A 24,362-nucleotide genomic window follows, 5' to 3' on the forward strand; every position below is an offset into this window, starting at 1 on the left:
ACGCGACAGAGCTATCGCCGCTCGCCGGCATCGCCGGGCGCGGCGTCGTCAACTCCGCTCGAGTCCTCGTCGGCCCCGCGCGAGCCGTCGTCGACCTCGCCGGACGCCCCGCGTCGACGGAGGACCCGGTCGACGATGTCGCCGCTGGAGAGCAGCTCGTTCTCGTACCGGGCTTCCCGTCCCGACGCCCGCTCGACGCGGCAGTCGATGTCCCGGGCCGCGAGCGACTCGGCGATTCCCGCCTCGTCGTGGTGCTGGTCGTAGCCCAACACGATCACGTCCGGGTCGAGCCGCTCGATGGGGACGAACACGTCCTCCGGGTCGCCGAGGTGGGCCTCGTCGACCGCCTCGAGGGCGGCGACCATGTCGCGCCGCTGGCGCGCGCAGAGGATCGGCTCCGGCTTGTGGGTGACGTTGTCGCGGCGGGCGACGATGGCGTGGAGCTCGTCGCCGTACGTCGCCGCGTCCTCCAAGTAGTGGACGTGACCGGGGTGGAGCAGGTCGAACGTCCCCTGCGCGACGACCCGGGTCATCGGAACCACGAGAGGAAGCCGCCGCCGTCGCGGCGCTCCGTGTCGAGCTCGCTGTCGATGTCCTCCTGCGTGAAATCGAAGAAGTGCTCGTCGGGCACCTCGACGTCGAGCACGTCGAGGGTCGTCTGGTTCCCCTCGTTGTCGAACGCCTTCCAGTCGCCCCACCCGTAGGGGGCGCCGACGATGATGTGCACCCGCCCCTGGCCGAACGTCGCGAGGTCGGCCGCGCTCGGCCGGAGCGCCCCGTTCGGGTGCGAGTGGACCGACCCGACGGCGCGCATGTCGTTCGGCTTCATGTGCGTGCGCACGCTGGCGCTCGTCGGGTTCGACTCAGTGCCCGGGATGACGAGCACGTCGGTGATCACCTGCCCGTCTCGGTCGACGTCGAGCTTCCGGGCGTCGTCCGCGCGGAGGAACCCCATGTACTCGTTGGGGTGGGTCTCCTCGCTCGCCTCGAGGACGAACTCCATCGTCTCTCGGGCGATCCCGAGGAGCTCGTCCGAGCGGAACAGTCGCATACGCGACGGAAGGCGCCGTCGCCCCATAGGGGTTCCGGACCGGACGACGGCGGGTCCACGGGTCGAACGCGTCCAGACGGGCAGAGACGCGAGAGAACAGGCTTAACACCGCCCGTTCCCGAAGGCCTTCCATGAGCGAGAACACCGCCGGGGATTCCGGCACGCGGGGCGATTCGAGCCCCGAACCCGACGCCGACGCGGCGAAGGGGGCGGCCGACGACCGGCCGATCGTCTACGACTTGGCACCCGACTGCACCCTCGAGGACGCCGAGATAGACGCGCTGTATCACGCCGAGGTCAACGGCGTCGTCGACTACGGCGTCTTCGTCGACGTCTCCGACGCCCTCTCGGGGCTCGTCCACGAGTCGAACATCGACGGCGACTACGCGGTCGGCGACCGACTGATCGTCCGGCTGACCGAAGTGAAGGAGAACGGCGACGTCGCGTTCGACGACGAGGCCCCCGACGACTACCGCACCGAGACGGTCGCCCACGAGCCGACGGTCTCCCGCGTCCGCGGGCTCTCCCCGGGCGACGAGGTCACCGTCGAGGGCGAGGTCGTCCAGGCGAAACAGACCGGCGGCCCGACGATCTTCGCCGTCGCCGACGCCTCCGGCGTCGTCTCCTGCGCGGCCTTCGAGGAGGCCGGCGTCCGCGCGTACCCCGAGGTCGCGGTCGGCGACATGGTCCACGTCAGCGGAACGGTCGAGACCCGCGAGAACGCCCTCCAGCTGGAGGTCGACTCGCTGCGGCGGCTCCCCGACGAGCGCGCCGCCGAGGCCCGCGAGCGGTTCGAGGCCGCGCTCGACGAGCGCGCCGCGCCCGCCGACGTCGACCCCCTCGTCGAGTGGGAGGCGTTCGAGCCGATCCACGAGGACCTCCGCGAACTCGCCCGGCTGCTCCGCCGGACCGTGCTCGCCGGCCGCCCGATCCGCGTCCGCCACCACGCCGACGGCGACGGGATGTGCGCGGCGATCCCGGTCCAGCTCGCCTTGGAGAACTTCGTGACCGACGTCCACGAGGACCCCGACGCGGCGCGACACCTGTTCAAGCGGCTCCCGAGCAAGGCGCCGTACTACGAGATGGAGGACGTCACCCGCGACCTGAACTTCGCGCTGGAGGGGCGCGCCCGCCACGGCCAGAAGCTCCCCTTCCTCCTGATGCTCGACAACGGGTCGACCGAGGAGGACGTCCCCGCCTACGAGAACCTCGCACACTACGACATCCCGATCTCCGTCGTCGACCACCACCACCCCGACCCCGAGGCCGTTGAGCCGCTGCTCGACGCGCACGTCAACCCGTACCTCCACGGCGAGGACTACCGGGTCACGACGGGGATGATGTGTGTCGAACTCGCCCGGCTGATCGACCCCTCGATCACCGAGGAGCTCGAACACGTCCCCGCGGTGGCCGGGCTCTCCGACCGCTCGAAGGCGGAGGCGATGGACGACTACGTCGCGCTCGCCGAGGACGCCGGGTACGACGAGTCCGACCTGCTCGACATCGGCGAGGCGCTCGACTACGCCGCCCACTGGCTGCGCTACTCCGAGGGGAAGACGCTGGTCAACGACGCCCTCAACGTCGGCTGCGACGACGAAGGGCGCCACGAGGAGCTGGTCGAGTTCCTCTCCGAGCGCGCCGAGCGCGACGTCGACCGCCAGCTCGACGCGCTCGACGACCACGTCGAGCACGAGCGGCTCGCCTCCGGCGCGCACCTCTACCGCATCGACCTCGACGAGTACGCCCACCGGTTTACCTACCCGGCGCCCGGGAAGACGACCGGCGAGCTCCACGACACCCGCGTCACGGAGACGGGCGACCCCGTCATCACGATCGGCTACGGGCCGGACTTCTGCGTGCTCCGGTCCGACGGGGTCCGCCTCGACATCCCGAACATGGTGACCGAGCTGAACGAGGAGCTCCCGGAGGCGGGCGTCTCCGGCGGCGGCCACCTCGTCGTCGGCTCGATCAAGTTCGTGAAGGGCCGCCGGAGCGCCGTCATCGAGACACTCGTCGAGAAGATGGCCGAGGCGGAGATCGACGAGGCGCTCTCGTCGACGGCCGCGCTCGACGACTGACGCGGTCCCCCGGAGTTTTTCGGGAGCTCACGCGAATTCTACTTCCCGCCGCGCGACGACGCCGGCGCCCGCGACCGCGGCCCCGAGACCGCCCACGAGTCCGACCGGCAGATGGACCCCGCCGCCGCGCCAGTCGGCCGCGTACGCGCGAGCGTAGAAGTCGGCGACCGCCTCGTCTTCTATCGCGAGCAACACCTCTCGGTTCTCCGTCGCGGCGCCCCGATTCCAGTTGAGGCTCCCGACGATCGCCGCGTCGTCGACGACGACGCCCTTGGCGTGGACCTTCCCGTACCGGCCGCGCGGCTCCGCGACGGCGACCTCGACCGGCTCGTCCGCGAGCGCCTCGACGAGCGCGCGGTTCTCCTCCCGGTCGTACCACGCGTTCGACAGCAACAGGTGAACGTCGACGCCGCGGTCGGCGGCCCGCCGGAGCGCGCGGACGAGCCGATTGTCCGGGCCGCCGGTCCGCGGGACGAGCGCCAGCACGCGGTCGTCCGCGGTGTCGATCCGCTCGACCAAGCGGTCTGCGCCGTTCCCGGGGGCCGTCAGGAGTTCGACGTCAGCCGTCGTCGGCGGAGGGGCCTCGAACCGCGCCGGGTAGCTCCCGTTCGCCGTGCCACCGTCGTGGAACTCGGCCGCCGTGCGAAACGCCTCCCACGACCGGGCATCGGCCGCCGCGGCATCGGCGCGGAACAGCGCGGCGAGGTCGTCGGCGGTCGTCTCGCCGGCGGGCGCAGACCGGGGCGTCCCGGTGACGACGCCCCACCCCCGGTTGGTTCGGCCGCCGGTGCCCGACGGCTTCCAGTTCTCCGTGAGGACGACCGCGCGGTCGTCGGCGACGGCGTACTTCGCGTGGTGGAAGCGGAACCGCTCGGGGTCGCCGTCGAGGACGCGCACCTCGACGCCGGCGGCGGCGACCCGGTCGAGGAGCCGCGCGCTCCGCGCGGAGAACCCGCCGACGGGCGACCCCTCGACGAGGACGCGCACCTCGACGCCGCGCTCGGCGGCGGCGACGAGGAGGTCGGCGACGCGCTCGGAGCCCAGCGTGTAGCCGGCGAGCAGCAGCCGGTCTTCCGCCCCGCGAAGCGGCTCGATCGGCATGCCCGGACTGTCCGGGAGCACGAACGGGCGCACGGTCGCGTTGGGCGTGCGGGCCGCGGACCGTGCGTCGTAGCCGCGCGGCCGCCACTCGCCCCAGTCCGCGCGCCAGCGGTGGCCCTCCGGCGCGCGGTCGTAGTCGACCACGGCGACCGCCGTCCCGTTCCGCCGGAGCGCGATCCGGTCGCCGGACGCGGCGAGCGGGAAGTAGCCGTCGAGCGCGCGGAGCTCGGGGGTGCCGGCGCCGTCGTCGTGGGCGCCGTGAACGCCGACCGCGCTCTCGTCGTCGAGCAGCGGCGTCGTGTTCGCGGGGTCCATCGAAAGCGCGACGACGCCGCTCGCGTTCGCCGGGATCGCCGCCTCGTGGTAGCCGTCCGAGAGCGACCAGTTCCCGCGCTCGGGGAGCCGGACGACGAGGTACTCGCCGCGGTTCTCCGACGCCGTTGGGTTCGGGAACAGCTCGAGGATCCGCGGCTGCTCAGCAACGAGGGTCCGGTTCTCCGGTGCGCCGCTCGCTCGATCGGTGACGGCCACCGAGTGGTTCCCGGCGTCCGCCGCCGCGACCGGCGCGGCGGCCGTCAGGACGAGCAGCCCGAGCGCGACGGCGACGCTCGCGTTCGAGTCGCGTGCGGGACGAGACGATGCGGACGACACACCGGGGCTGCCCGCGGTATCTGATAAAAAGAACCGGGCAGTTCACCCGACGGTCAGGCCGACGTGTCAGGCGGTCGCCGACGCGGCGTCGAGCGAGCGCTTGGCCTTCTCGCCCTCGGTCGAGATAATGAACGACCGCTCGTCGGCGTACTCGGCGACGGTTTCGAGGGCGTCGCGGGTGCCGATCTGGCGGAGCGCCCAGCCGGCCGCGGCGCGCACGTCGTCCGAGCCGTCGCCGGCGAGCACGTCCGCGAGCGGGTCGACCGCGCGGGCGTCGCCGATGAGCCCGAGCGCGCGAGCCGCGTGGGGACGCACGAGCTCCTCGGTGTCGTCGTCGACGAGCGCGTCCGCGAGCGGCTGGACCGCCTCGCTCGCGCCGATCTCGCCGAGCGACTTGAACGTCGCCTTCTGGAGCTGGGGGTTCGACTCCTCCGGGACGTACTCGACGAGGGTCTCCGTCGCCTCGTCGGCGGCCATCTTCCCGAGGATGCGGATCGCGAACTGGTCGCGCTTCTCGGCGCGGCCGAGCAGTTCCTCCACCGACGCCTCGGTCTTCCCGCGCTTGCCCATGCGTTCGAGCGCCTCGAGGCAGTGCCGCTCCATGAAGTCGGAGGTGAGCGAGTCGAGCGCGAGCAGGACCATGTCGACGTTGCCGCGCGCCTCGTGCTCTTTCAGCGCCGACCACTCGACCGGGTAGTCCTTGTAGTGGCCGAGCACGTCGTAGTACCCCTCCGCGCGGAGCTGCTCGTGGGTCTCGAGGTCGTCCCACTCCTCGGCGTCGTCGAGCCCCGCCTCAAGCTCGTCCGTCGCCTCGATGAGGGGGGCGATCGTCTCCGCGTCGCCGTCGGGGTCGAGGTCCGCGTCAGCGACGCCGGCCGCGACGGCGTCGAGGGCGGAGACGAGGGCTGCGACGCGGTCGTCTTCGGAGGTCGGTTCGCCGGCCTCATTCGTGTCGGCGTCATCCGCGTCGGCGTCGTCGCTCTCGCCGTCGGCCGCCGCGTCGGCCGAGGCGTCGACGGCGGCGGGGTCCGTCTCGATCTCGTCCGCGTCCACCCCGTCGTCGACGGCGTCCGCGGCCGCCTCGACGAAGTCGGTCACCGCGTCGGCGGCGTCGTCGATCCCGGCTGCCGTCCACTCGGTCTCCTCGAGCGTCGCCCCGGCGCTCTCGATCGCGTCGACGACGTCCTCCGCGTAGGGGCCGCGCGCCGCCTCGACGCCCTCGCGAAGCTCCGCGACGCGGTCCTCGAGGTCGCTGCGGGGGTCGTCGGCGTCCTCGTCGTCCTCGTCGGGCTCGGGGAGGTCGGCCTCCTCGATCCCCGACTCGGCGTCGTCGAGGAGCGCGTCGACGTCGTCGAGGTCCGCCTCGGTCTCGGCGTCGTCGAGGAGCGTCGAGATCTCGTCGAGGTACTCGTTTAAGGACTCCTCGGTCGCTTCGTCGGGAAGCGTGGGCGCGGCGGCCGCGTCCGTCGACTCGCCGGCGCCGGCCTCTTCCTCCGCGTCGTCTGCGGCGTCGGCCTCCTCGGAGGCGTCGGCCGGGTCGTCGTCGCCGTTGCTCATATACCACGAACTGCGCGCGTAGTCCATTAAGACGTTTCCCTTCGCGGCGATGCTGGATCCGTTTTTTAAGCCGTCTATATCCGCGGCGAGCGGGGGTCCGCTCGCGACGCTCGACAGAGACGCGATCGCAGATCGGTGCGGACTCGTCGAGTCGGTGTGCAATCTGCAAAAATAATTTTTGTTATTTAGAAATCTGATTATCTTCGTGAAAACAGTTAAGTGACCCGCGCGCGTATCTAGAGGTAGACATGAGTACCCAGAAAGAGGCTCGACAACGCTACGGCGACGTCCACGAGAGCGAAGCGCTCCGCGTCCCCGAGGAGAAGGCCGAACAGCTCGTCGACGCGCTCAACACCGATCTTGCGGCGACGTACGTCCTCTACCACCAGGTGAAAAAGCACCACTGGCTCGTCGAGGGCGCCGAGTTCCACGACATCCACGTCTACCTCGGCGAGGTCGCGGCCGACCTCGAGGAGGGCGCCGACGTGATCGCCGAGCGCGCGCAGGCGCTCGGCGGCGTGCCGCTATCGGGCGGCGCGAACTACGAGGAGCACGCGCCGGTGAGTCCGGAGGACGCCGACGCCTACGACATCCGGACGGGGCTGGAGAACGATCTGGAGATCTTCGGCGACATCACGGAGATGCTCCGCGAGCACATCCAGCTCGCCAACAACCTCGGCGACTACAACACCGAGGAACAGCTCCGCGAGGTCCTCATGGACGTCGAGGAGCACGGTCACCACCTCGAGCACTACCTGGAGGACGACACCCTCGTCACCCAGGGTACGCTCGAGTAGACGCGCCGCGACCGTCTTCCGGCCGATAGGGCGCGCGCCGCGCTCTCGAATTCTCCCGCTATTTCGACCCGCTAGCGGCGGCGCTGACCGTCCAACCGATCGCCTTAGCCGAGCCGCTCGTTCAGGATGAGCCGCGTTTTCGTCGACTTCACCTCGTCCATCTCGCGGGCCTGCGAGATCAGCTCGTTGACGGCGCGCGTGTCGACGGCGTCGACGACGAGCACGATGTCGTCCTCGCCGGACACCTGCCAGACGAAGTCCACCTCCTCCCACTCGACCATCCGGTCGCCGACGGCGGCGGTGTCCACGTTCATCTCCACCGAGATCTCGATCATCGCCTTCACGTTGCCGGTGCGGGTCGTGACGGTGAACCGCTCGATGATCCCCTCCTCGGTCATGCGGTCGACGCGGTTGCGCACGGTTCCCTCCGAGGTGCCGACCCGGTCCGCGATCTCCGTGTAGGGAGTTCGCGCGTCCCGGCGCAGGATCGAGAGGATCCGGCGGTCGAGGTCGTCCATACTCGATTCACTCGCCCCGGCGACTTACTCGTTACGAATATCGTAACGAAGCTACGAACGACGCATTTATTACCTACTGCACGTACGTTTCTCGTAATGTCGGACGCCTATATCGCGCTGGCCGACGGACGCGTGCTCGAAGCGCGCGCTCGTGCGCCGGGGCGCACCCGCGGCGAACTGGTGTTCACGACCGCGTACACCGGCTACGAGGAGTCGCTCACCGACCCCTCCTACGCCGAACAGATCCTCACCTTCTCGTACCCCCTGATCGGGAACTACGGCGTCCGAAGCGAGCGGTTCGAGTCCGAGTCGGTCCAGCCGAACGCGGCGATCGCCCGCGAGCTGACCGACGACGTCGCCGAGTGGCTCACCGACGAGGAGATCCCGGCCGTCGACCACGTCGACACCCGCGAGATCGTCACCACCGTCCGCGAGGAGGGCGCGATGGCCTGCGGGATCGCCGCCGGCCCGGACGTGACCCCCGAGGACGCGGTCGCGGAGATGGAGGCGTGCGAGCCGATGAGCGACCACGTCGACATCGGCGCGCAGGTGTCTGTGACGGAACCGACCGTCCACGAGGGCGGCGGCGTCGCCGACGTCGCGATGCTCGACTGCGGCGCGAAGGGCTCGATCATCTCCTCGCTCACCGAGCGCGGCGCGGACGTCCACGTCCTCCCGTACGACGCGACCCCCGAGGACGTCGCCGAGATCGATCCCGACGTCCTCTTCGTCTCGAACGGCCCGGGCGACCCGGAGAACTTCGTCGCCGCCCAGGAGGTCGTCGACGCCTTCGCCGGCGAGCTGCCGATGGCCGGCATCTGTCTCGGCCAGCAGGTGATCACGAGCGCGCTCGGCGGCTCGACCGAGAAGATGGCGTTCGGCCACCGTGGCGTCAACCAGCCCGTCAGGGACCTCCGCAGCGAGCGGGTCGTGATGACGACGCAGAACCACGGCTACACGGTCGACGACACCGGTCCGCTCGAGGTGACGCAGGTGAACGTCAACGACGACACCGTCGAGGGGCTCGACAGCGAGGAGCTCGACGTCATCACCCGCCAGTACCACCCCGAGGCGAACCCCGGGCCGCACGACTCGCTCGGCTTCTTCGACGAGGTGCTCGATCTCGCGGAGGCGACCCCGCACGTCGCCGCCGACTGACCGTCGCCGACCGACCGCGGCCGCGCTCGTCGGTTCGAGACCGGAGACGACCCCGCCCGCCGTTTCCTCCGCTGACCGCCCCCGGAGTACCACCCGCCCGACGCCTGCCGGTTCCCGCGTCGGATCCCCGTTTTCATCCCTCTCTCTGCCACCGCGTTCGCCCGCTACCGGCGACGTTTTGACTCGGCCCGCCGCAGTGTCCTCCATGACCCGCGAGATCCTCCTCACCAACGACGACGGGATCGACGCCGTCGGGATCCGGGCGCTCTCGGACGCCCTCTCCCGCGAGCACGACGTGACCGTCGTCGCGCCGAAGCAGAACCAGTCCGGGGTCGGCGGCGCCCGGTCGTGGTGGGACACCACCGTGGAGTACGCGGAGACGGACGCCGGCTACGCGGTCGAGGGCACGCCCGCCGACTGCGTCGCCGTCGCCGAGGTGGCGCTCGGGCTCGACCCGGACGTCGTCGTCTCCGGCTGCAACCACGGGCCGAACATCGGCGCGCACATCCTCGGGCAGTCCGGGACGGTCGGCGCCGCGATGGAGGCCGCGTTCCTCGGGACGCCCGCGATCGCCGTCTCGCTGTACGACCGCGGGAACCTCCCCGTGCCACCGACCCTCGACGCCGGCGACTTCGCGCTCGCCGCCGAGGCGACGCTCGACCTCCTCGACCGCGCGGAGGACGGGACGGAAGCGGGCGGCGACGGGGACACGGGAGGGCTGACCCTCCCGTTCGGCGCCGACGTGCTGAACGTTAACGCGCCGGCCGCGGACGACGAGACCGCGAGCGACCCGACCTATCGGCTGACGGAGCCCGCGCGCGGCTTCGACGTGATCGAGTTCCGACCGGGCGAGGAGGGTCCGAACGACGAGAACGTCCCCGAGGGATGGGAGTTCGGCGAGCGGCGCGGCGAGATGGGAATGGAGCTCCGCGACCGCTTCTGGCGGGAGTTCCTCCGCGGGGACGTCGCCGACGACGCGGGGTCCGACCGGCTCGCGGCCGTGGAGGGCGAGGTGAGCGTCTCGCCGCTGTCGTCGTCGCGGTCAGTCGCCGGCGACCGCGCGGGCGAGGTCGTCGGCGGCGAGAAACTCCCGCGAGCGGACGGGGACTGAGCGCAGGCGCGACCCGGGCGCTGTTGTCGCCGACCCGGTCCCTATCGTCGCCGACCCGGCCGCTGCGACCCGCCGGTGAACTCGTCGGCGAGGCGGCCGAGGTACCACACGAGCAGCGCTCCCAACACGATCCCGGCGCCGAGGGCGGCGAGCAGTTCCACCGGCGTCGCTCCCCACTGGAGGGCGATGAGCGGCGGCGAGACGGCCACGAGCAGGAGGACGCCGGCCTTGATCTTGCGGTTCCCCGCGTCGCGCTCCGCGTCCGACATGGGTCCTACCACGCCGATCCCTCCGCCGATAGGGGGGCGCGTCGGGCCGCTCTCGTGTCCATGCCTCACCCACGGCGCGACCCGATATCAAGCCGGCGAACCACGACTATTCGACATCTTAACCTGTCCGTTGTTGATAAGCGTATCGACCGTTCACGGCCCGCTCGGTCCGAAATCGCCCCGTTCGGGCCGTGAATGGTCTCGGTCGTTTAAGTCCGTCCGGGCGCTGGTTCCTGACGCCCCTACCCGCGGACTCCCCCTCCGCGGCCCCCGCCGCGGCCGTCCCTCCGACGCCGTTTCTCTGGGCGTCCCTCCTCGGCAGCCTCCCGCAGGCCGCCGTTCCGCGGCGCTTTTGAGCCGACCCCGCCAACCGACGGGCATGGACGACGAACTCCGCGAGCGCGTCGAGGCGGCCGGCGAGGCCGCCGCGCTGTTCAACGCGCTCAAACACGGCAGCGACCCTGACGTGGGCGCCATCATGGGCCCGCTCATGGGCGAGAACCCCGATTTTCGACCGCACGGCGACGAGATCCCGGGGGTCGTCGCGCCGGTCGTGAACCGGATCGCCGACATGGACGAGGCCGAGCGCCGCGACCGGCTCGCCGAGCTCGCGCCCGACAAGCTCGCGGAGCTGGAGGCCGAAGACGAGGAGGACGACCGCGTCCTCCCCGACCTCCCGAACGCCGAGCCGGGCGAGGTCGTGATGCGCGCCGCGCCGAACCCCAACGGCCCGTGGCACGTCGGCCACGCCCGGATGCCCGCGGTGATCGGGACGTACCAGGAGCGGTACGACGGCGAGTTCATCTGCCGGTTCGACGACACCGACCCCGAGACGAAGCGACCCGACTTGGACGCGTACGACGCCATCTTGGAGGACATCGAGTACCTCGGCTTCGAGGCCGACCGCGTGCTGAAGGCCTCCGACCGGCTCGACACCTACTACGAGCACGCCCGCGACCTCATCGACGCCGGCGGCGCGTACACCTGCTCGTGTTCCGGCGAGGAGTTCTCCGCGCTCAAGAACGACGCCGAGGCGTGCCCGCACCGCGAGAAGGACCGCGAGACGGTCCACGAGGAGTTTTCGGCGATGGTCGACGGCGAGTACGACGCCGGCGAGATGGTGCTCCGCGTGCGCACCGATATCGACCACAAGAACCCGGCGCTGCGCGACTGGGTCGCGTTCCGGATGATCGACACGCCGCACCCGCGGGAGTCGGCGGCCGACTACCGGTGCTGGCCCATGCTCGATTTCCAGTCGGGCGTCGACGACCACCTCACGGGCGTCACCCACATCATCCGCGGCATCGACCTCCAGGACTCCGCGAAGCGCCAGCGGTTCGTCTACGACTACTTCGACTGGGAGTACCCCGAGGTGCTCCACTGGGGCCACGTGCAGGTCGACGAGTACGACGTGACGCTCTCCACGTCGACGATCAAAAAACTCATCGAGGACGGCGAGTTGACCGGCTGGGACGACCCGCGCGCGCCGACGATCCGGTCGATGCGCCGCCGCGGCATCCGGGGGCAGGCCCTCGTCGACTCGATGACGGCGCTGGGGATGTCCACCTCCGACGTCGACCTCGCGATGTCGTCGGTGTACGCGAACAACCGCGACCTGGTCGACGACGACGCGGACCGGTACTTCCTCGTGCGCGACCGCGACGACGACCCCGCGGTCGGACTCGACGTGGTCGGCGGCCCCGAGGCCGGACACCCGCCGCTGCATCCCGATCACGAAGAGCGCGGCACCCGCACGGTCCCCGCCGGGCGCGTGCTGATCGAGGAGTCCGACCTCCCGGGACGCGGCGACCGCGTCTGGCTCAAGGGGTTCGGCTGCGTCCGATACACCCGGAACGCGTTCCAGTACGTCGGCGACGACATCGAGGTCGTCCGCGAGGGCGACGTCGACGTGGTTCACTGGGTCCCCGCGGACGAGAGCTTGGAGACGCTCATGCGCACGATCGAGGGCGACGTGCGCGGGTTCGCCGAGCCCGCGATCGCGGACGCCGCCGTCGACGACGTGGTCCAGTTCGAGCGCGTCGGGTTCGTCCGCCTCGACGACTTCGCCCCCGAGCCGACGGGCGAGGCGTACGGACCGACCGGCGAGGAGGACCTCGTCGCCTACTACGCGCACCCGTGAGCCGCCTCGGGCCGGTCCGCCCGCCGACCGACGGGTAGCCCGGTCGCCGTCGTCCCGTACGTCGGCCTCCGACGACCCGGCCCGTCGTTTTCGACCGTTCAGCGGCGTCTCCCGTCCCGTCGCCGGATTTATATGCCGAGCAGCGGAGTGTCCGTGTATACATGACCATCGACCCGAACTTCGAGGAGACCCGCGAACAGGTCGGTGAGGAGAACGGCGTGGCGGTGTGGGGCCCGGTCGACTCGCCGGAAGAGCTCGGTATCCGCGGCACCCACGTCGCCGTCGACTTCGACATCTGCCTGGCCGACGGCGCGTGTCTGGAGGACTGCCCGGTCGACGTGTTCGAGTGGGTCGACACGCCCGGCCACCCCGAAAGCGAGATCAAGGCGAACCCCACCAACGAGGACCAGTGTATCGACTGTATGCTCTGCGTCGACGTGTGCCCGGTCGACGCGATCGACGTCGACCCCGGCCGGGCCGGCCGCATCTGAGACGCCATCCGCTCCGTCGGTAACCTGCAACGGCCTCCTCCTCGCCGGTTGAAACTTCGAGTTCGGGCGTTCGCAACGGACTTTCCGCGGTTTCCCCTCGAAACGATACGTTCCTGCGGAGATTTTCCGGTACCGCGCGGTCGCGTCCGGTCCCGTCCGATCGTGTAACCTCGCACAAAGGACTATTAGGAATCGTGATAATCGTCGGCTGAGGAATACCAACGATGCACACAGTTGTCCTGACAAAAGGCGTCCCAGACTTCCGCGAGGGAAAGGTGGCGTTCGACGAGGACGGTCACCTGGAGCGCGGAAAGACGCCCACGGTCATGAACCCGAACGACAAGGTCGCGTTGCGGGCGGCGCTGCAGGAAAAGGTACGCCACGGCGGAACCGTCTCCCTGCTGAGCATGGGGCCGCCGGGGTACGAGGAGGTGCTGCAAGAAGGTATGCGAGAGGTGTACGCCGACGATCTCTATCTCCTCTCCGATCGAGAGATGGCCGCGGCCGACACCTGGGCCACGTCGATCACCGTCGCGACGGGGCTCTCGAAGCTCGACCCCGAGCCGGACCTGATCGTTGCGGGATTTAAGACGGCCGACGGGGAGACGGGGCACACCGGCCCGCAGACGACCTGGTGTCACCACATGAACGACGCGCTGCCCGACCGGTCGCTCGTGACTCACGTGGTCGCGCTCGACGTCGACCCGGAGGAGGAGACGCTCCGCGCGAAGCGGCTGGTCAAGGGCGACGTGGCGGAGATCGAGACCGTCGAGACCGACTTCCCGGCGCTGGTCGTCACCGACCCGGAGTTCGAGCCGAGCTACCGGAAGGCGGCCCACCAGCTCCGGTATAAGGACCTCCGCGAGGAGACGACGGAGCGCGCGGCGGAGTACGAGGAGCACCTCACGACGTGGAACCACGAGGATCTCAACCTTGACCCGGACTTCATCGGGCTCGACGGGTCGCCGACGATCGTCGCGGGCGTGGACCCGATCGCGCAGGAGCCGTCGGAGCGCGAGGCGACGGTAGTCTCCCCGGACGACGCCGACGGAATGGACGCGGTCGTGGACGAACTGGCGCCGTTCGCGGGGGGTGACTGACGATGGTCGACATCGACCCCACCGACCACGAGATCGCGGACCTCGGCCCGAAGGTCAACGGCGTCGACGACCTCGGGGAGCTGCAGGAGATGCTGGAGCTGGAAAGCGAGGGCCCCGACCGCGCCCCGGTGAAGACGCTGATCGAGAGCCGGATCGAGACGCTGGAATCGGAGGCGGAAGGCGGTGACGAGGACGTCGATCCCGCCGAGGTCGACCCCGCGGAGCTGTCGATCGCGGAGGTCGCCAACATGGTTCGCGGGGTCGACGACCCCGACGTCCTCCGCGAGCTGCTCGACCGCGAACGGGACGGCGAGGACCGCGACGGCGCGATCACGCGGATCGAGAGTCGGATCGAGGCGATCGAGGGAACCGAGCAGGGGGACGACGAGGAGGCGGCCGAGTACGTGCCGCCGGAGGAGAAACACCCGAACCTCGACCATCCGACCGCCGACAAGACGTACGTCGAGGGCGTCTCCGGCGAGACGTACCGCGACATGTGGGTGTACTGCGAGACCCAGCGGGGCGAGCTCGTCGACGCCTCGAAGGAGATCCTCGGCAAGGCCGACGAGCTGCTGGACGACTACGCCGAGCGATACGGCGACGAGGAGGACGTGATCGCGGTCCTCATCGGGGACGACGTCGCCGACCTCGCCGAGGAGGCGATCGCCTACGGCGCGGACCGCGCGGTCTACCACGAGGACGACCGGCTCGACCGCTTCCGGCACAAGCCGTACACGGAGCTGTTCGTGCACATGTGCCGGGACTTCGAGGCGGAGTGGCGCGACTACCACGAGCCCCGCTACACCGTGTTCCCGGCGACGCACAACGGGCGCGACCTCTCCGCGCTCGTGCAGGCCGAGCTCGACTCCGGGCTCGCCTCCGACTGCTCGGACCTGTACATCGAGGAGGCGATGATCTCCAACCCGGCGAAGACGGGGAAGCCGGGCGACAGCGAGGAGTTCGAGCGCGTGCTCCACATGCCCCGCCCGGACTTCTCCGGGTTCGAGTACTCGACTATCCTCTGTATCGACAAGCCGCACCGCGACTTCCACCCGCAGGGCGCCAGCGTCATCCCGGGCGCCTTCGACCTCCCCGACCCGGACCCGGAGCGCGAGGGCGAGGTCGTCGAACACGACCTCGACCTCCCGGACGACTGGTTCCAGGTCGACGTCGTGGAGCACGACCGGCTGGAAGAGGGCATCGACCTGACCGGCCACGACGTGATCGTCGCGCTCGGTCGGGGGATCGGCGACGACCCCACCGAGGGGATCGAGCTCGGCGTCGACCTCGTGGACGCGTTCGACGACGCCGCGCTCGGACTCTCGCGCGGCGTCATCACCGCCTCCTACGAGTTCGCGAGCCACGTCGAGGACTACATCAGCGAGGAGCGACAGATCGGCGAGTCCGGGCAGGTCGTCGAGCCAGACGTGTACGTCGCGGCCGGCATCTCCGGCGCGGTCCAGCACAAGGTCGGCATGGACGAGTCCGACACGATCATCGCGATCAACGACGACCCCGAGGCCGACATCCGCGAGTTCTCCGACTACTTCGTCGAGGGCGACTTATTCGAAGTGTTACCCCGGCTGACGGCGGCGGTCGAGGGCGACGGCTCCGTCGCGGCGATGGAGGGGGTGGCCGATGACTGACGCCGACGCGGTCGACGCCGGCGAATCGGCCGATCACGAGCACTACGAGGCCGTCGTCGTCGGGGCGGGCCCCGGCGGCGCGGCGGCGGCCGCGGCGCTGGCCAAGCAGGGCGTCGAGACGCTCGTCTTGGAGCGGGGCGTCGACGCCGGCTCGAAGAGCGTCTCCGGCGGGCTGATCTACGCCGAGGAGTCCGCGCCCTACACGATCGACGGGCTGTTCCCCGGGTTCCGCGAGGCGGCGTCCGAGCGCCCGATCGACGAGTACCACATGCACAACGTCGCGGGCGACCGCGTGAAGACGTTCGACCTCGACCGGATCCACAACCACGACACCGACTGGTGTGACGCGGTGCTGCGCCGACGGATGGACTCGTGGCTCGCGGAGCGCGTCCACGAGCTGACCCGCGAGACCGGCGGCGGGCTGCTCACGGGGGTCCGAGTCAACGGCCTGCTCCGCGAGGACGGCGAGATCGTCGGCGTCACCTGCGACGAGCTCGACCCCATCCGCGCGGACCTGGTCGTCGCCGCCGACGGCGTCAACTCCGAGCTGGCGCGCGACGCCGGGCTCATGGACTGGGACGACCCCGAAGACTGGTTCCAGGGGGTGAAGGCGGTCGTCGACATGGAGCCCGACGTCATCAACGAGCGGTTCGACGTGGATCCGGAGGGCGGCGCGGCCCACCTGTTCTCGGGCGACCTGTTCGACGGCGTCCGCGGGGGCGGCTTCCTCTACACCAACGAGGACTCGCTGTCGATCGGGACGGTGTTCCACCTCGACTCGCTGACCGCACAGCGGGCGGAGCCGCACGAGCTGCTCGACGGCCTCCTGACGCATCCCCTGCTCGACCGCTGGTTCCAGGGCGAGTACGCGGAGCGCGAGTACTCGGCGAAGCTCGTTCCCGACTCGAAGAAGGTCGCACATCCCTCGCCGCACCGCGGGCGGCTCCTGCTCGTCGGCGACGCCGCCGGCCAGATGCAGGCGCAGGGGCCGATCATCAAGGGGATGAACCACGCCGTGACCGCCGGCGGGCTCGCCGCCGAGGCCTTCGTCGAGGCCCGGACGCGAGGGGACGCCTCGAAGGCGGGAGAGCTCTACGAGCGGAAGCTCCGCGAGGAGGGCGTGATGGAGAAGCTCCGCCCGCGACGCTACCGGGCGACGCGGGCCGTCTCCGAGCACGACGCCGTGAACCGGATCGGGAGCGCCTTAGTCGAGTCGTCGCTGGGCGCGGCCGGCCTGCGGGCCTTCGACGGGCTCGCGGAGCGCGCGTTCAACTCCCCGCTGCTGCTCGGGATGGTGCCGGACACCCGGTTCTCGTACGTCGACGTGCCGACGCGGATCGCGGAGGTCCTCGGCGAGCCGATCGAGGAGCGCTCGCCCGCCGACGACGAGGCCGGCGTTCGTCCGCCGGACCTCGCGGACCGGATCGGCGACCTGACCTACGACGTCGGCGACCCGCACATCGAGCTCCGCGACGAGAGCTACGAGGCGAGCGGGGCCGCCGTGACCGCCTGTCCGGTGAGCGCCGAGGAGTTCGGCGGCGGCTGCTACCGCGACGAGACGGTTCGGACGAACGGCGAGGAGAAGCGCGTCGTCAGCCTCGACACGCAGCCGTGCGTCGAGTGCGGCACCTGCGCCGTCGTCGCAGACACGGAGTGGGAACACCCCAGCGGCGGCAAGGGCGTCGAGTTCAAGGAAGGGTAACGTGGCGGGGACGCGCTCTCGGTACGCCGACCGGATCGCGTCGCTCGCGGCGGACGCCCGCGCCGCGCGCGAACGGTTCGACCCCCCGCGGAACGTCGACGGGAACGAGTCGAGGGACGCGGACGACGGACCGACGGTCGCGAACGGCGGATCGCGGTACGCGGGGCTCGAACTCGCGGGAACCGCCGTTTCGGACCGCGAGGAGGCGGCGCTGGTCGCGGCGCGCGACGGGCTCGGGCCGGTCGTCGGCGTCTACGTGGAGGCGCGCACGGCGGACGAGCCGGTCAGGTTCTCCGGGCGGGAACTCGACCGCCTTCACGCCGCGACGAGCGACTGGCTGGCGGTGTACGCCCGGTGTCGAGGGGTCGACGCCGACCCGGACGCGACCGTCCGCGAGGCCGCCGAACTGCTGATCGACACGCACGACATCACCGACGTGGCGGCGCTGCTCACGGGGACGCATCGCAACGAGCCGTGAGTCGCAGGCCGCCGTGGGTCGCGGGCCGCCGCGAACCGCGACCCCACGCCCGCGGTCAGGCGAAGTAACAAACACGATCGATCGTGGGGAATACTTATCTGTTGTTGTGTGGTACCACGAACCATGGAGCTCGCGCAACGCGTTTCGATCGAGAACCGTGACCGGAAAGACATCTACGAGTACGTGGAGCGGCGCGGGTCGGTCTCGGCGGAGGCGGTGCGCCGCGAGCTCGGATTCGACGAGGAGGCGTTCGGCCACCACCTCGCCGTGTTGCGACGCGACGGCTACGTGCGGCAGGACGAGGGCGAGCTCGAGATCGCGTTCGACACGGACTCGGGAGTCGTCCACAAGCACGACGACGACGGCCGTTTCACGATCCGGACCGCGCGACAGGCGGACCTCTCGGGGCTCGTCGGCATCATCCGGCAGGTGGCGAACGAGGGGTCGTACATCGAGGCGGAGACCGTCGCCGACCTGATCGATTACGAGGAGATCCTGTTGCGGAACAACAGCGCCGAGTCGCGGATGTTCTTCGTGGCCACCGTGGAGGAACAGGTGGTCGGCTGGGTCCACCTCGACCTCCCACAGACCGGGAAGCTCCGCCACACGGCGAAGCTCACGGTCGGCGTCCTCGACGAGTACCGCGGCGGCGGAATCGGGACGACGCTGCTGGAGAAGGGGTCAACCTGGGCGCGCGAGAACGACTTCGAGAAGCTGTACAACAGCGTCCCCGCCACCAACGAGGAGGCACGGAACTTCTTGGAGACGCACGGGTGGCACACCGAGGCGACCCGCGAGGACCACTACAAGATCGACGGCGAATACGTCGACGAAGTGATGATGGCGCGGTCGCTGTAAGCGGTCCCGAACGCCTTTTCAACCCGTCACGGCCACGCGTCCTCGTGACCGGAGAGCGGCTCCGCGACGACGCCGTCCCGCTGGGCCAGCGCCCGCGCACAGGCCGGGCAGACGGCGCGGTCCGCGTCCCACGGCACGCGCAGGCGAACGGCCGCCGGCCGGTCGCAGTCCGACTCCGTGCAGGTGGTCGGGGGATCGTTCGCATCGGCGGTCATACCGGCTCTCCGTTCGCGACCGCCTTCGGTGTTGGCCCCGAACCGCCGCGGCCGCGGGGTCACTCGACGGTGAACCGGTCGCGCTCCGAGAGCGCGAGCTCCGTCCCGTACCGCTCGACGAGCGGCTCGTACGCGTCGCCGAGCGCGCGCATGCAAGCGGCCGTGGAGACGTAGCCGAGCTCGTCGGCGACCGACGCGCCCGGCCGACCCTGTAACACCTTCCGGACGAGCAGGCGTCGCTCGCGGGCGTCGAGGGCCGAGCCCGCCTCGGAGCCGTCGTCCACGCCGACGAGCGCCGCCATCGCCAGGTCGCGGAACGCGCCGGGGGCGCTGTCGTACATCCCGGGGCCGAACGACGCGCCGACGACGGAGCGCCACTCGGTCTCGGTCAGGTCAACGGGGACCGGCGCCGGGCAGGCGCGGAGCGCGCCGGCGACCACGTCGGGGTCGACGTCGCGGTGGGCGTCGGAGAGCCCGTCGCGCTCGCGGTCGCGGAAGGCGGCGGCGTGGCGGGAGCACAGGTCGCGGCCGGCCGCGGTCACCGGTCGCACCATGATCGCCGAGTACTCGCCGGAGGCGTCGTTGCGGGAGGTCGAGAGGTGGACGGTCCGGTAGCCCGCCCGCCGCCAGAACCGGAGCAGGCGCGGGGTCGCGCCGTAGCCGACCGAGAAGTAGTCGACCTCGTCCCGGTCGCCGCCCCCCGCGCCGTCGACCCCACCGCCCGCCCCGCCGAACTCGGCGTGGATCTCCTCCAGCAGGCGGGAGCCGAACCCCTCGTCCCGGACGGCGTGGTGGGTCGCGATCCGGACGGTCCGAATCCCCCGCGGCTCGGCGGCGCCCTCGTCGCGAAGTTGGCTCGTGAGCACGTCCGGCACCATGTTGCCGCGGACGCGCTCGCCCTCGTACATCGCCCGGCGGGTCTCGGCGTCGAGCCCCCCCTCGCGCGCGAGCAGCGCGACCGCGACGACCCGCCCCTCGGCGACGAGCGCCCGCGCCGAGAGGTTCGGAGCGTCGAGCAGCCGCGCGAGGTCGTTCGGCTCGGTGCGGTAGTGAGCGGCGACGAGCAGTCCGAACGCCTCCCCGAGCAGGGTCTCGTCCGCGAGCAGGTCGTCGGGCGCGAGCGTCCGGTACGTCGCGTCCGCCACCGCCGTTCCCGCGACCGCCTCGTCGACCGCCGGCCGCGCGTCGAGCAGGAGCGCCCGCGACGCCCACGCCTCGACCGGGTCGTTCCGCGCGTACCGGATCGGCTCGTCGAGGCGGACGTCCCGCACCGCGAGCGGGCCGTCGAGCAGCCGCTCGCGGAACCGGATCGCGAAGCCGCGGCCGGCCCCCTCGTAGCCGTGGACCGTCGTGCAGAACGCGACCGAGAGCGACCCGTCGAGGAACCCCTCCAGCAGCCGCACCGGGAGGGCGGCCGCCTCGTCGACGATCGCGACGTCGGGGTCGCCGGGCAGCTCCGCGGCCTCGGCGGGCGGCAGGTACCGCACGCGCCCGCCGCCCGGCGCGTCGACGCGGCGGTTCTCCCCGAGCGGAGCCCCGTCGCTTTCGGCGTCGGATCCCCCGATCAGCTCCTCGGCCCGCGCGAACACCTCGGCGGCGTTGCGGGCCGCGGGGGCGGTGACGAGCACGTCGGCGCCGGCGAGCGCGAGCGCGCCCGCCGCGAGCCCCGCCGCGCTCGACTTCCCCCGCCCGCGGTCGGCCTCAACGACGACCGCGTTGCCGGGGGTCGACAGCGACTCGAACGCGCGCACCGCCCGGACCTGATCGGCCGTGAGACACGCCTCGTACGCCGCGGCGGGGAACGTCGCGTCCGGCGGGACGGTCGGTTGGCTTCTCGGGCCGGCTCCGTCTACCGGCCCGCCGGTCAGCCCGTCCCGCTCGACGACGTCGTCCTCGCCGCCGTCCTCCCCGAGCGAGACGATCGCGATCCCCGGGTGCGCGCGCAGTGTGTCGACCAACCGCTCGCGAAAGCGCCCCGTGACGTCGTCGATGGTATACGGCGGGACCGCCAGCGAGTCGTCGAAGCGATCGCGGACCGCCGGCCACTCGTCGAGCGCCGGCGTCAGGAGGACGAGGAGGCCGCCGCCGTCGACCGCGCCGACGCACCGGCCGAGCGCGTTCGGGACGAACCGCTCGTGACAGTCGAGGACGACGATCTCGCGGGTGCGCCCGAGCAGCTCGTCCGCGTTCCGTGGCCGGTGCTCCTCGAACCGGAACCCATCGCGCGTCGAGACGACGGCGGTCGAGTCGGGGTCGACCGCCTCGATCGCGTCGTACGCCGCGTCGATCCCGCGGTCGCGGTCGCCGGCGCACACGAGGACGCGCCGCTCGTTCGCCGCCTCCGCCTCTCGTTTCGCGTCCCGCGCGAGCCCCGCGATCATTCGTTCGGTCGTCGTTGCCGGGGGCCGGGGATGTGTCTTGCCCTCCGGCTTGCGCTCCCGGCGGTCGGTACTCCGGACCGACCGGGCCTCTCTTGCGTCCCCCGCGAGGCGGGAGGCTTACGGCGGCGCGGAGCGTCGTGTCGCCCATGACCACGGTCACGCTCATCGGTACGCGGCTCGCGGACACGGGGCGCGAGTTCGTCTACGAGGGGGAGTCGCCCGACTGCGAGGGGTGCCCCTACCGGAGCCAGTGTCTCAACCTCTCAGAGGGGACCCGGTACCGCGTGACGGGGATCCGCGAGAACGCGCAGGTTCTCGACTGCGCCGTCCACGACGCCGGCGTCCGGGCGGTCGAAGTCGAGCCCGCGCCGGTCCCAGCGAACGTCCCGTCGAAGCAGGCGTACGCCGGCAGCCGCGTCTCGCTCGCGGGGCCGTGCCCGCACACCGAGTGCCCGAGCCACGGCTACTGCGTCCCCGACGGCGCCGACTTCGACGACGAGCGCGTGATCGACCAGGTGCTCGGCGAGCCGCCGCACGACACCTGCGCGCTCGACCGGGACCTGACGCTAGTGGAGTTCCGAGCGGAAGACGAGTAGAGAGAACCCCGCCGCGCGACGCCGCCTACAGCTCTGTGACCGCGTTCAGCGTGATCCGGATCGCGCGTTCGACGTTGTCCTTGGCCTTCTCCGGGAGCTCGTCGTCCGAGTCCGCGCCCTTCTGGGTGCCCGCGACGAGGTTGCCGTCGACGGTACAGATCGCGCCGGCCCGGAGCCCCTTGCGGCGCGCCAGCGCGAAGACGGTCGCGGCCTCCATCTCGATCGCGAGCAGGTTCGCGTCGTTCCAGTCGGCGACGTACGACTCGTCCTCGTTGTAGAACGCGTCGTCGGAGACGATCGGGCCGACGTGGATCTCCTCGTCGTTGGCCTCGGCGGCGCCGACCAGCTCGCGCAGCGCGTCGTAGTCGGGGACCGCGGGGTACTCGACCGACTCGTAGCGCTTGCTCGTTCCCTCCTCCTTGGCGGCGCCCGTCGCGACCACCATGTCGCCGACCTCCATGTCGGCCTGCAGGGCGCCGCACGTGCCGCACCGGAGGAACGTCTCGACGCCGACCCGCGAGAGCTCCTCGACGGCGATCGCGGCCGACGGGCAGCCGATCCCGGTCGAGCAGATCGTGAGATCCGTCCCCTCGTAGCTCGCGTTGACGACCTTGTACTCGCGGTTCTGCGCGACGAGCTCGCTGTCGTCGCACAGATCCGCGATCCGGTCGACGCGGCCCGGGTCGCCGGGGATGACCGCGGTCTCGTGGACGTCGCCCTCCTCGACCAGCAGGTGCGGCTGTTTCGCCATACGCGCGGAGACAGCCGCCGCGCGCAAAAACGGACCGGTCGGAAGACGGGGGTGAGCGCCGCGAAGCCGATTTGATATCGCGGTATACAATTTATTAGCGGTGCGGACGCTCAATTCACTCCGATACTACGACCGGCCCGACCCTCGGTCGATCGGCCGGTTTATCGCCCGGCCGGGGCAGATCCGGGTATGACCGATTCGAACCCCGACTCGTTCGCTCCGACAATCGGCTCCGTCGTGATCGCCTTCGTGCTCGTCACGCTGGTCACGGGGTACCTGCTCGGGGCAAACTGGACGCAAGCGGTGCTGGTCGGCGGGTTCGCGAGCGTCGTGGCCGCCACGTCGGCGTGGCTGACGGCGCGACGGGAAGCGGGCGGCGAGTGAGGTGCGGGGTCGCGGAGACGGTTATCGCGATTGAGACGGCGGGCGGAGGCTTTTATACGTGTCCGGGTCCGATATCTCCTAATGCGATTCAGCCACGACCGTCGGGGCCAGTCGGTCGTGATCGGGACCGTGATTCTGTTCGGGTTCCTGATCCTCGCGCTTTCGCTGTATCAGGTGCAGGTGGTCCCGCAGCAGAACGCGCAGACGGAGTTCGAGCACTTCGAGGAGGTCCGAAACGACCTCGTCGAGCTCAGAGCGGGGATTCTGCAAGCTGGGAGTGTCGACCAACCGCAGTATCAGACGGTTCGGCTGGGCACCACCTATTCGACCCGCATATTCGCGATTAATCCGCCAGACCCGGCTGGGACCATACGGACGACGGATTCGTACAATATCACGATTGAGGGTTCCGGTGAGTCTGTGAACGTCTCTACCCGATTCATCCAGTATCGACCAGGCTACAACGAAATCGACCAGTCGCCGACGTGGTACGACGCCTCCGTGCTTTACGTCGACGCTCGCGACGAGGGCGGCGGAATCGCGGTGATCGAGGATCAAGAGCTCGTCACCAGTGACGGGGAAGTCCGGGTCGTAGCCCTCCAGAACGAGTTCCGCCGGAGCGGGGCCGGTCGGGTAACGCTAGAGCTCCGGCCGGCCGACAACGTCACTGAGACGCTTCCTGAGGGCGACCTGACCGTCACCGTTCCGACGCGGCTGAGCGAGGACGACTGGAAAAACGAGACCGATCTCCCGACAGATAGCGATATCTACAGAGGTGTTACGGACGATGCGAACGGCGACGGCGTCTACAACCTGACGCTCAATACGACTGCCGAGAACCTGACTTTGGATACAGTCGGTGTGGGGGAAGCGCCAGAAGAAGCGGCACAAAACGATAATGCGGCTATTGGAGGTAGTGACAGGGGTAGCGGAGGCCCTGCAACTGTTAATGTGATTTCGTATATGGGTCTTAAAAATAATGAGCAGATCAACACAAACTTCGATATTGAAAATTCTGACGGCTCATCGAACGCAATCCAAGTCACTATTAGAGATGATCCCGGCGGGAAAGTAGGTGGTGACTGGAGTCAAAAAACCGTCGTCATCGACGGAAACACGTTTGAATTGACCACAGAAGCAGCAAATGATATCGGACTCGCGCAGGGAGAGCGCGATCTGTTCGATGCGGCAAGTTATGAAAGTGCAACTCAATCGGAACTGAACAATCTTCGTGATAGCATTACAACAGAATCCTCGATTGTGAACATACAGCAATCCGGTAAGAGTCTCGATATTCGAATCAGATCACGCTAAATCGGTTCCACAATC

At 70.1% G+C, this 24,362-nt stretch carries 23 protein-coding genes; 14 read left to right on the plus strand and 9 right to left on the minus strand.

Translation table 11 applies throughout. The features are described 5' to 3' along the window. Nucleotides 1–11: 11 nt before the first annotated feature. Together B4V06_RS01845 and B4V06_RS01850 are read right to left on the minus strand one after the other, a co-directional pair. Complete coding sequence (locus B4V06_RS01845) at nucleotides 12–533, minus strand: FAD synthase family protein (protein WP_498167029.1); 522 nt, start codon at nucleotides 531–533, stop codon at nucleotides 12–14. Continuing rightward, on the minus strand, nucleotides 530–1,051 hold the full coding sequence (locus B4V06_RS01850; RefSeq protein WP_498167035.1) for a Mov34/MPN/PAD-1 family protein: 522 nt from the start codon (nucleotides 1,049–1,051) through the stop codon (nucleotides 530–532). The genes B4V06_RS01845 and B4V06_RS01850 overlap by 4 nt, the downstream gene beginning before the upstream one ends. Before the next feature lie 131 nt (nucleotides 1,052–1,182). On the opposite strand from B4V06_RS01850, the gene han reads away from it, so the two are divergent. Continuing rightward, nucleotides 1,183–3,129 (plus strand): Hef-associated nuclease, encoded by a 1,947-nt coding sequence (han, locus tag B4V06_RS01855; protein WP_123113191.1) that lies wholly within the window; start codon nucleotides 1,183–1,185, stop codon nucleotides 3,127–3,129. Nucleotides 3,130–3,156: 27 nt separating this feature from the next. Here the strand turns inward: han and B4V06_RS01860 are convergent, their stop codons facing one another. Next, on the minus strand, nucleotides 3,157–4,881 hold the full coding sequence (locus B4V06_RS01860) for a phospholipase D-like domain-containing protein (RefSeq protein WP_123113190.1): 1,725 nt from the start codon (nucleotides 4,879–4,881) through the stop codon (nucleotides 3,157–3,159). A 66-nt stretch (nucleotides 4,882–4,947) separates the two neighbouring features. After that, nucleotides 4,948–6,438 (minus strand): HEAT repeat domain-containing protein, encoded by a 1,491-nt coding sequence (locus B4V06_RS01865; RefSeq protein ID WP_498167039.1) that lies wholly within the window; start codon nucleotides 6,436–6,438, stop codon nucleotides 4,948–4,950. A gap of 248 nt (nucleotides 6,439–6,686) precedes the next feature. Between B4V06_RS01865 and dpsA the strand changes: the two genes are divergently transcribed. Beyond that, the gene (dpsA, locus tag B4V06_RS01870) at nucleotides 6,687–7,235 is read left to right on the plus strand and encodes a DNA starvation/stationary phase protection protein DpsA (protein WP_498167041.1); all 549 of its coding nucleotides are present in this window, start codon (nucleotides 6,687–6,689) and stop codon (nucleotides 7,233–7,235) included. Between the two features lie 104 nt (nucleotides 7,236–7,339). Here dpsA and B4V06_RS01875 read toward each other — a convergent pair whose 3' ends face one another. Further along, on the minus strand, nucleotides 7,340–7,753 hold the full coding sequence (locus B4V06_RS01875; protein WP_123113187.1) for an Lrp/AsnC family transcriptional regulator: 414 nt from the start codon (nucleotides 7,751–7,753) through the stop codon (nucleotides 7,340–7,342). Nucleotides 7,754–7,849: 96 nt separating this feature from the next. On the opposite strand from B4V06_RS01875, the gene carA reads away from it, so the two are divergent. Together carA and surE are read left to right on the plus strand one after the other, a co-directional pair. Then, entirely contained in the window at nucleotides 7,850–8,911 is a 1,062-nt protein-coding gene (gene carA / locus B4V06_RS01880) for a glutamine-hydrolyzing carbamoyl-phosphate synthase small subunit (RefSeq protein WP_123113186.1), read from the plus strand. A gap of 205 nt (nucleotides 8,912–9,116) precedes the next feature. Next, complete coding sequence (gene surE / locus B4V06_RS01885) at nucleotides 9,117–10,022, plus strand: 5'/3'-nucleotidase SurE (RefSeq protein ID WP_498167045.1); 906 nt, start codon at nucleotides 9,117–9,119, stop codon at nucleotides 10,020–10,022. Between the two features lie 41 nt (nucleotides 10,023–10,063). Here surE and B4V06_RS01890 read toward each other — a convergent pair whose 3' ends face one another. Further along, nucleotides 10,064–10,291, minus strand: coding sequence for a DUF8527 family protein (locus B4V06_RS01890; protein WP_123113184.1), 228 nt, complete (start codon nucleotides 10,289–10,291; stop codon nucleotides 10,064–10,066). Between the two features lie 379 nt (nucleotides 10,292–10,670). On the opposite strand from B4V06_RS01890, the gene B4V06_RS01895 reads away from it, so the two are divergent. The 7 genes from B4V06_RS01895 (at nucleotide 10,671) to B4V06_RS01925 (ending at nucleotide 18,706) form a co-directional block, all read left to right on the plus strand. Continuing rightward, on the plus strand, nucleotides 10,671–12,431 hold the full coding sequence (locus B4V06_RS01895; RefSeq protein WP_498167047.1) for a glutamate--tRNA ligase: 1,761 nt from the start codon (nucleotides 10,671–10,673) through the stop codon (nucleotides 12,429–12,431). Between the two features lie 161 nt (nucleotides 12,432–12,592). Continuing rightward, nucleotides 12,593–12,922, plus strand: coding sequence for a 4Fe-4S dicluster domain-containing protein (locus B4V06_RS01900; RefSeq protein WP_123113182.1), 330 nt, complete (start codon nucleotides 12,593–12,595; stop codon nucleotides 12,920–12,922). A 224-nt stretch (nucleotides 12,923–13,146) separates the two neighbouring features. Then, the gene (locus B4V06_RS01905) at nucleotides 13,147–14,022 is read left to right on the plus strand and encodes an electron transfer flavoprotein subunit beta/FixA family protein (protein ID WP_123113181.1); all 876 of its coding nucleotides are present in this window, start codon (nucleotides 13,147–13,149) and stop codon (nucleotides 14,020–14,022) included. 2 nt (nucleotides 14,023–14,024) lie between these two features. Further along, nucleotides 14,025–15,668: an electron transfer flavoprotein subunit alpha/FixB family protein gene (locus B4V06_RS01910; protein ID WP_498167051.1), complete on the plus strand. Its 1,644-nt coding sequence runs from the start codon at nucleotides 14,025–14,027 to the stop codon at nucleotides 15,666–15,668. Further along, nucleotides 15,661–17,370, plus strand: coding sequence for an FAD-dependent monooxygenase (locus B4V06_RS01915; RefSeq protein ID WP_123113179.1), 1,710 nt, complete (start codon nucleotides 15,661–15,663; stop codon nucleotides 17,368–17,370). The genes B4V06_RS01910 and B4V06_RS01915 overlap by 8 nt, the downstream gene beginning before the upstream one ends. Nucleotide 17,371: 1 nt before the next feature. Continuing rightward, nucleotides 17,372–17,848, plus strand: coding sequence for a DUF8055 family protein (locus B4V06_RS01920; protein WP_498167054.1), 477 nt, complete (start codon nucleotides 17,372–17,374; stop codon nucleotides 17,846–17,848). Nucleotides 17,849–17,971: 123 nt separating this feature from the next. Then, nucleotides 17,972–18,706: a GNAT family N-acetyltransferase gene (locus B4V06_RS01925; protein ID WP_498167056.1), complete on the plus strand. Its 735-nt coding sequence runs from the start codon at nucleotides 17,972–17,974 to the stop codon at nucleotides 18,704–18,706. Between the two features lie 26 nt (nucleotides 18,707–18,732). Here the strand turns inward: B4V06_RS01925 and B4V06_RS01930 are convergent, their stop codons facing one another. Both B4V06_RS01930 and tmcA read right to left on the minus strand, forming a co-directional pair. After that, nucleotides 18,733–18,921 carry a DUF8014 family protein gene (locus tag B4V06_RS01930; protein WP_123114874.1) on the minus strand — a complete coding sequence of 63 codons (189 nt, stop codon included), beginning with the start codon at nucleotides 18,919–18,921 and terminating at the stop codon, nucleotides 18,733–18,735. A 59-nt stretch (nucleotides 18,922–18,980) separates the two neighbouring features. After that, nucleotides 18,981–21,302, minus strand: a complete 2,322-nt coding sequence (gene tmcA / locus B4V06_RS01935; protein ID WP_498167059.1) for a tRNA(Met) cytidine acetyltransferase TmcA — start codon at nucleotides 21,300–21,302, stop codon at nucleotides 18,981–18,983. 146 nt (nucleotides 21,303–21,448) lie between these two features. Between tmcA and B4V06_RS01940 the strand changes: the two genes are divergently transcribed. Continuing rightward, nucleotides 21,449–21,898, plus strand: coding sequence for a UPF0179 family protein (locus tag B4V06_RS01940; protein WP_123113175.1), 450 nt, complete (start codon nucleotides 21,449–21,451; stop codon nucleotides 21,896–21,898). A gap of 25 nt (nucleotides 21,899–21,923) precedes the next feature. Here the strand turns inward: B4V06_RS01940 and B4V06_RS01945 are convergent, their stop codons facing one another. Then, nucleotides 21,924–22,649 carry a guanosine phosphorylase gene (locus tag B4V06_RS01945; RefSeq protein WP_498167061.1) on the minus strand — a complete coding sequence of 242 codons (726 nt, stop codon included), beginning with the start codon at nucleotides 22,647–22,649 and terminating at the stop codon, nucleotides 21,924–21,926. Between the two features lie 189 nt (nucleotides 22,650–22,838). On the opposite strand from B4V06_RS01945, the gene B4V06_RS01950 reads away from it, so the two are divergent. Both B4V06_RS01950 and B4V06_RS01955 read left to right on the plus strand, forming a co-directional pair. After that, a complete protein-coding gene (locus tag B4V06_RS01950; protein ID WP_123113173.1) occupies nucleotides 22,839–23,033 on the plus strand; it encodes a hypothetical protein in 195 nt (64 codons plus the stop codon). An 81-nt stretch (nucleotides 23,034–23,114) separates the two neighbouring features. Next, nucleotides 23,115–24,347, plus strand: a complete 1,233-nt coding sequence (locus B4V06_RS01955; RefSeq protein WP_123113172.1) for a hypothetical protein — start codon at nucleotides 23,115–23,117, stop codon at nucleotides 24,345–24,347. Nucleotides 24,348–24,362 lie beyond the last annotated feature (15 nt).

The organism is Halorubrum sp. B53, from assembly GCF_059752395.1.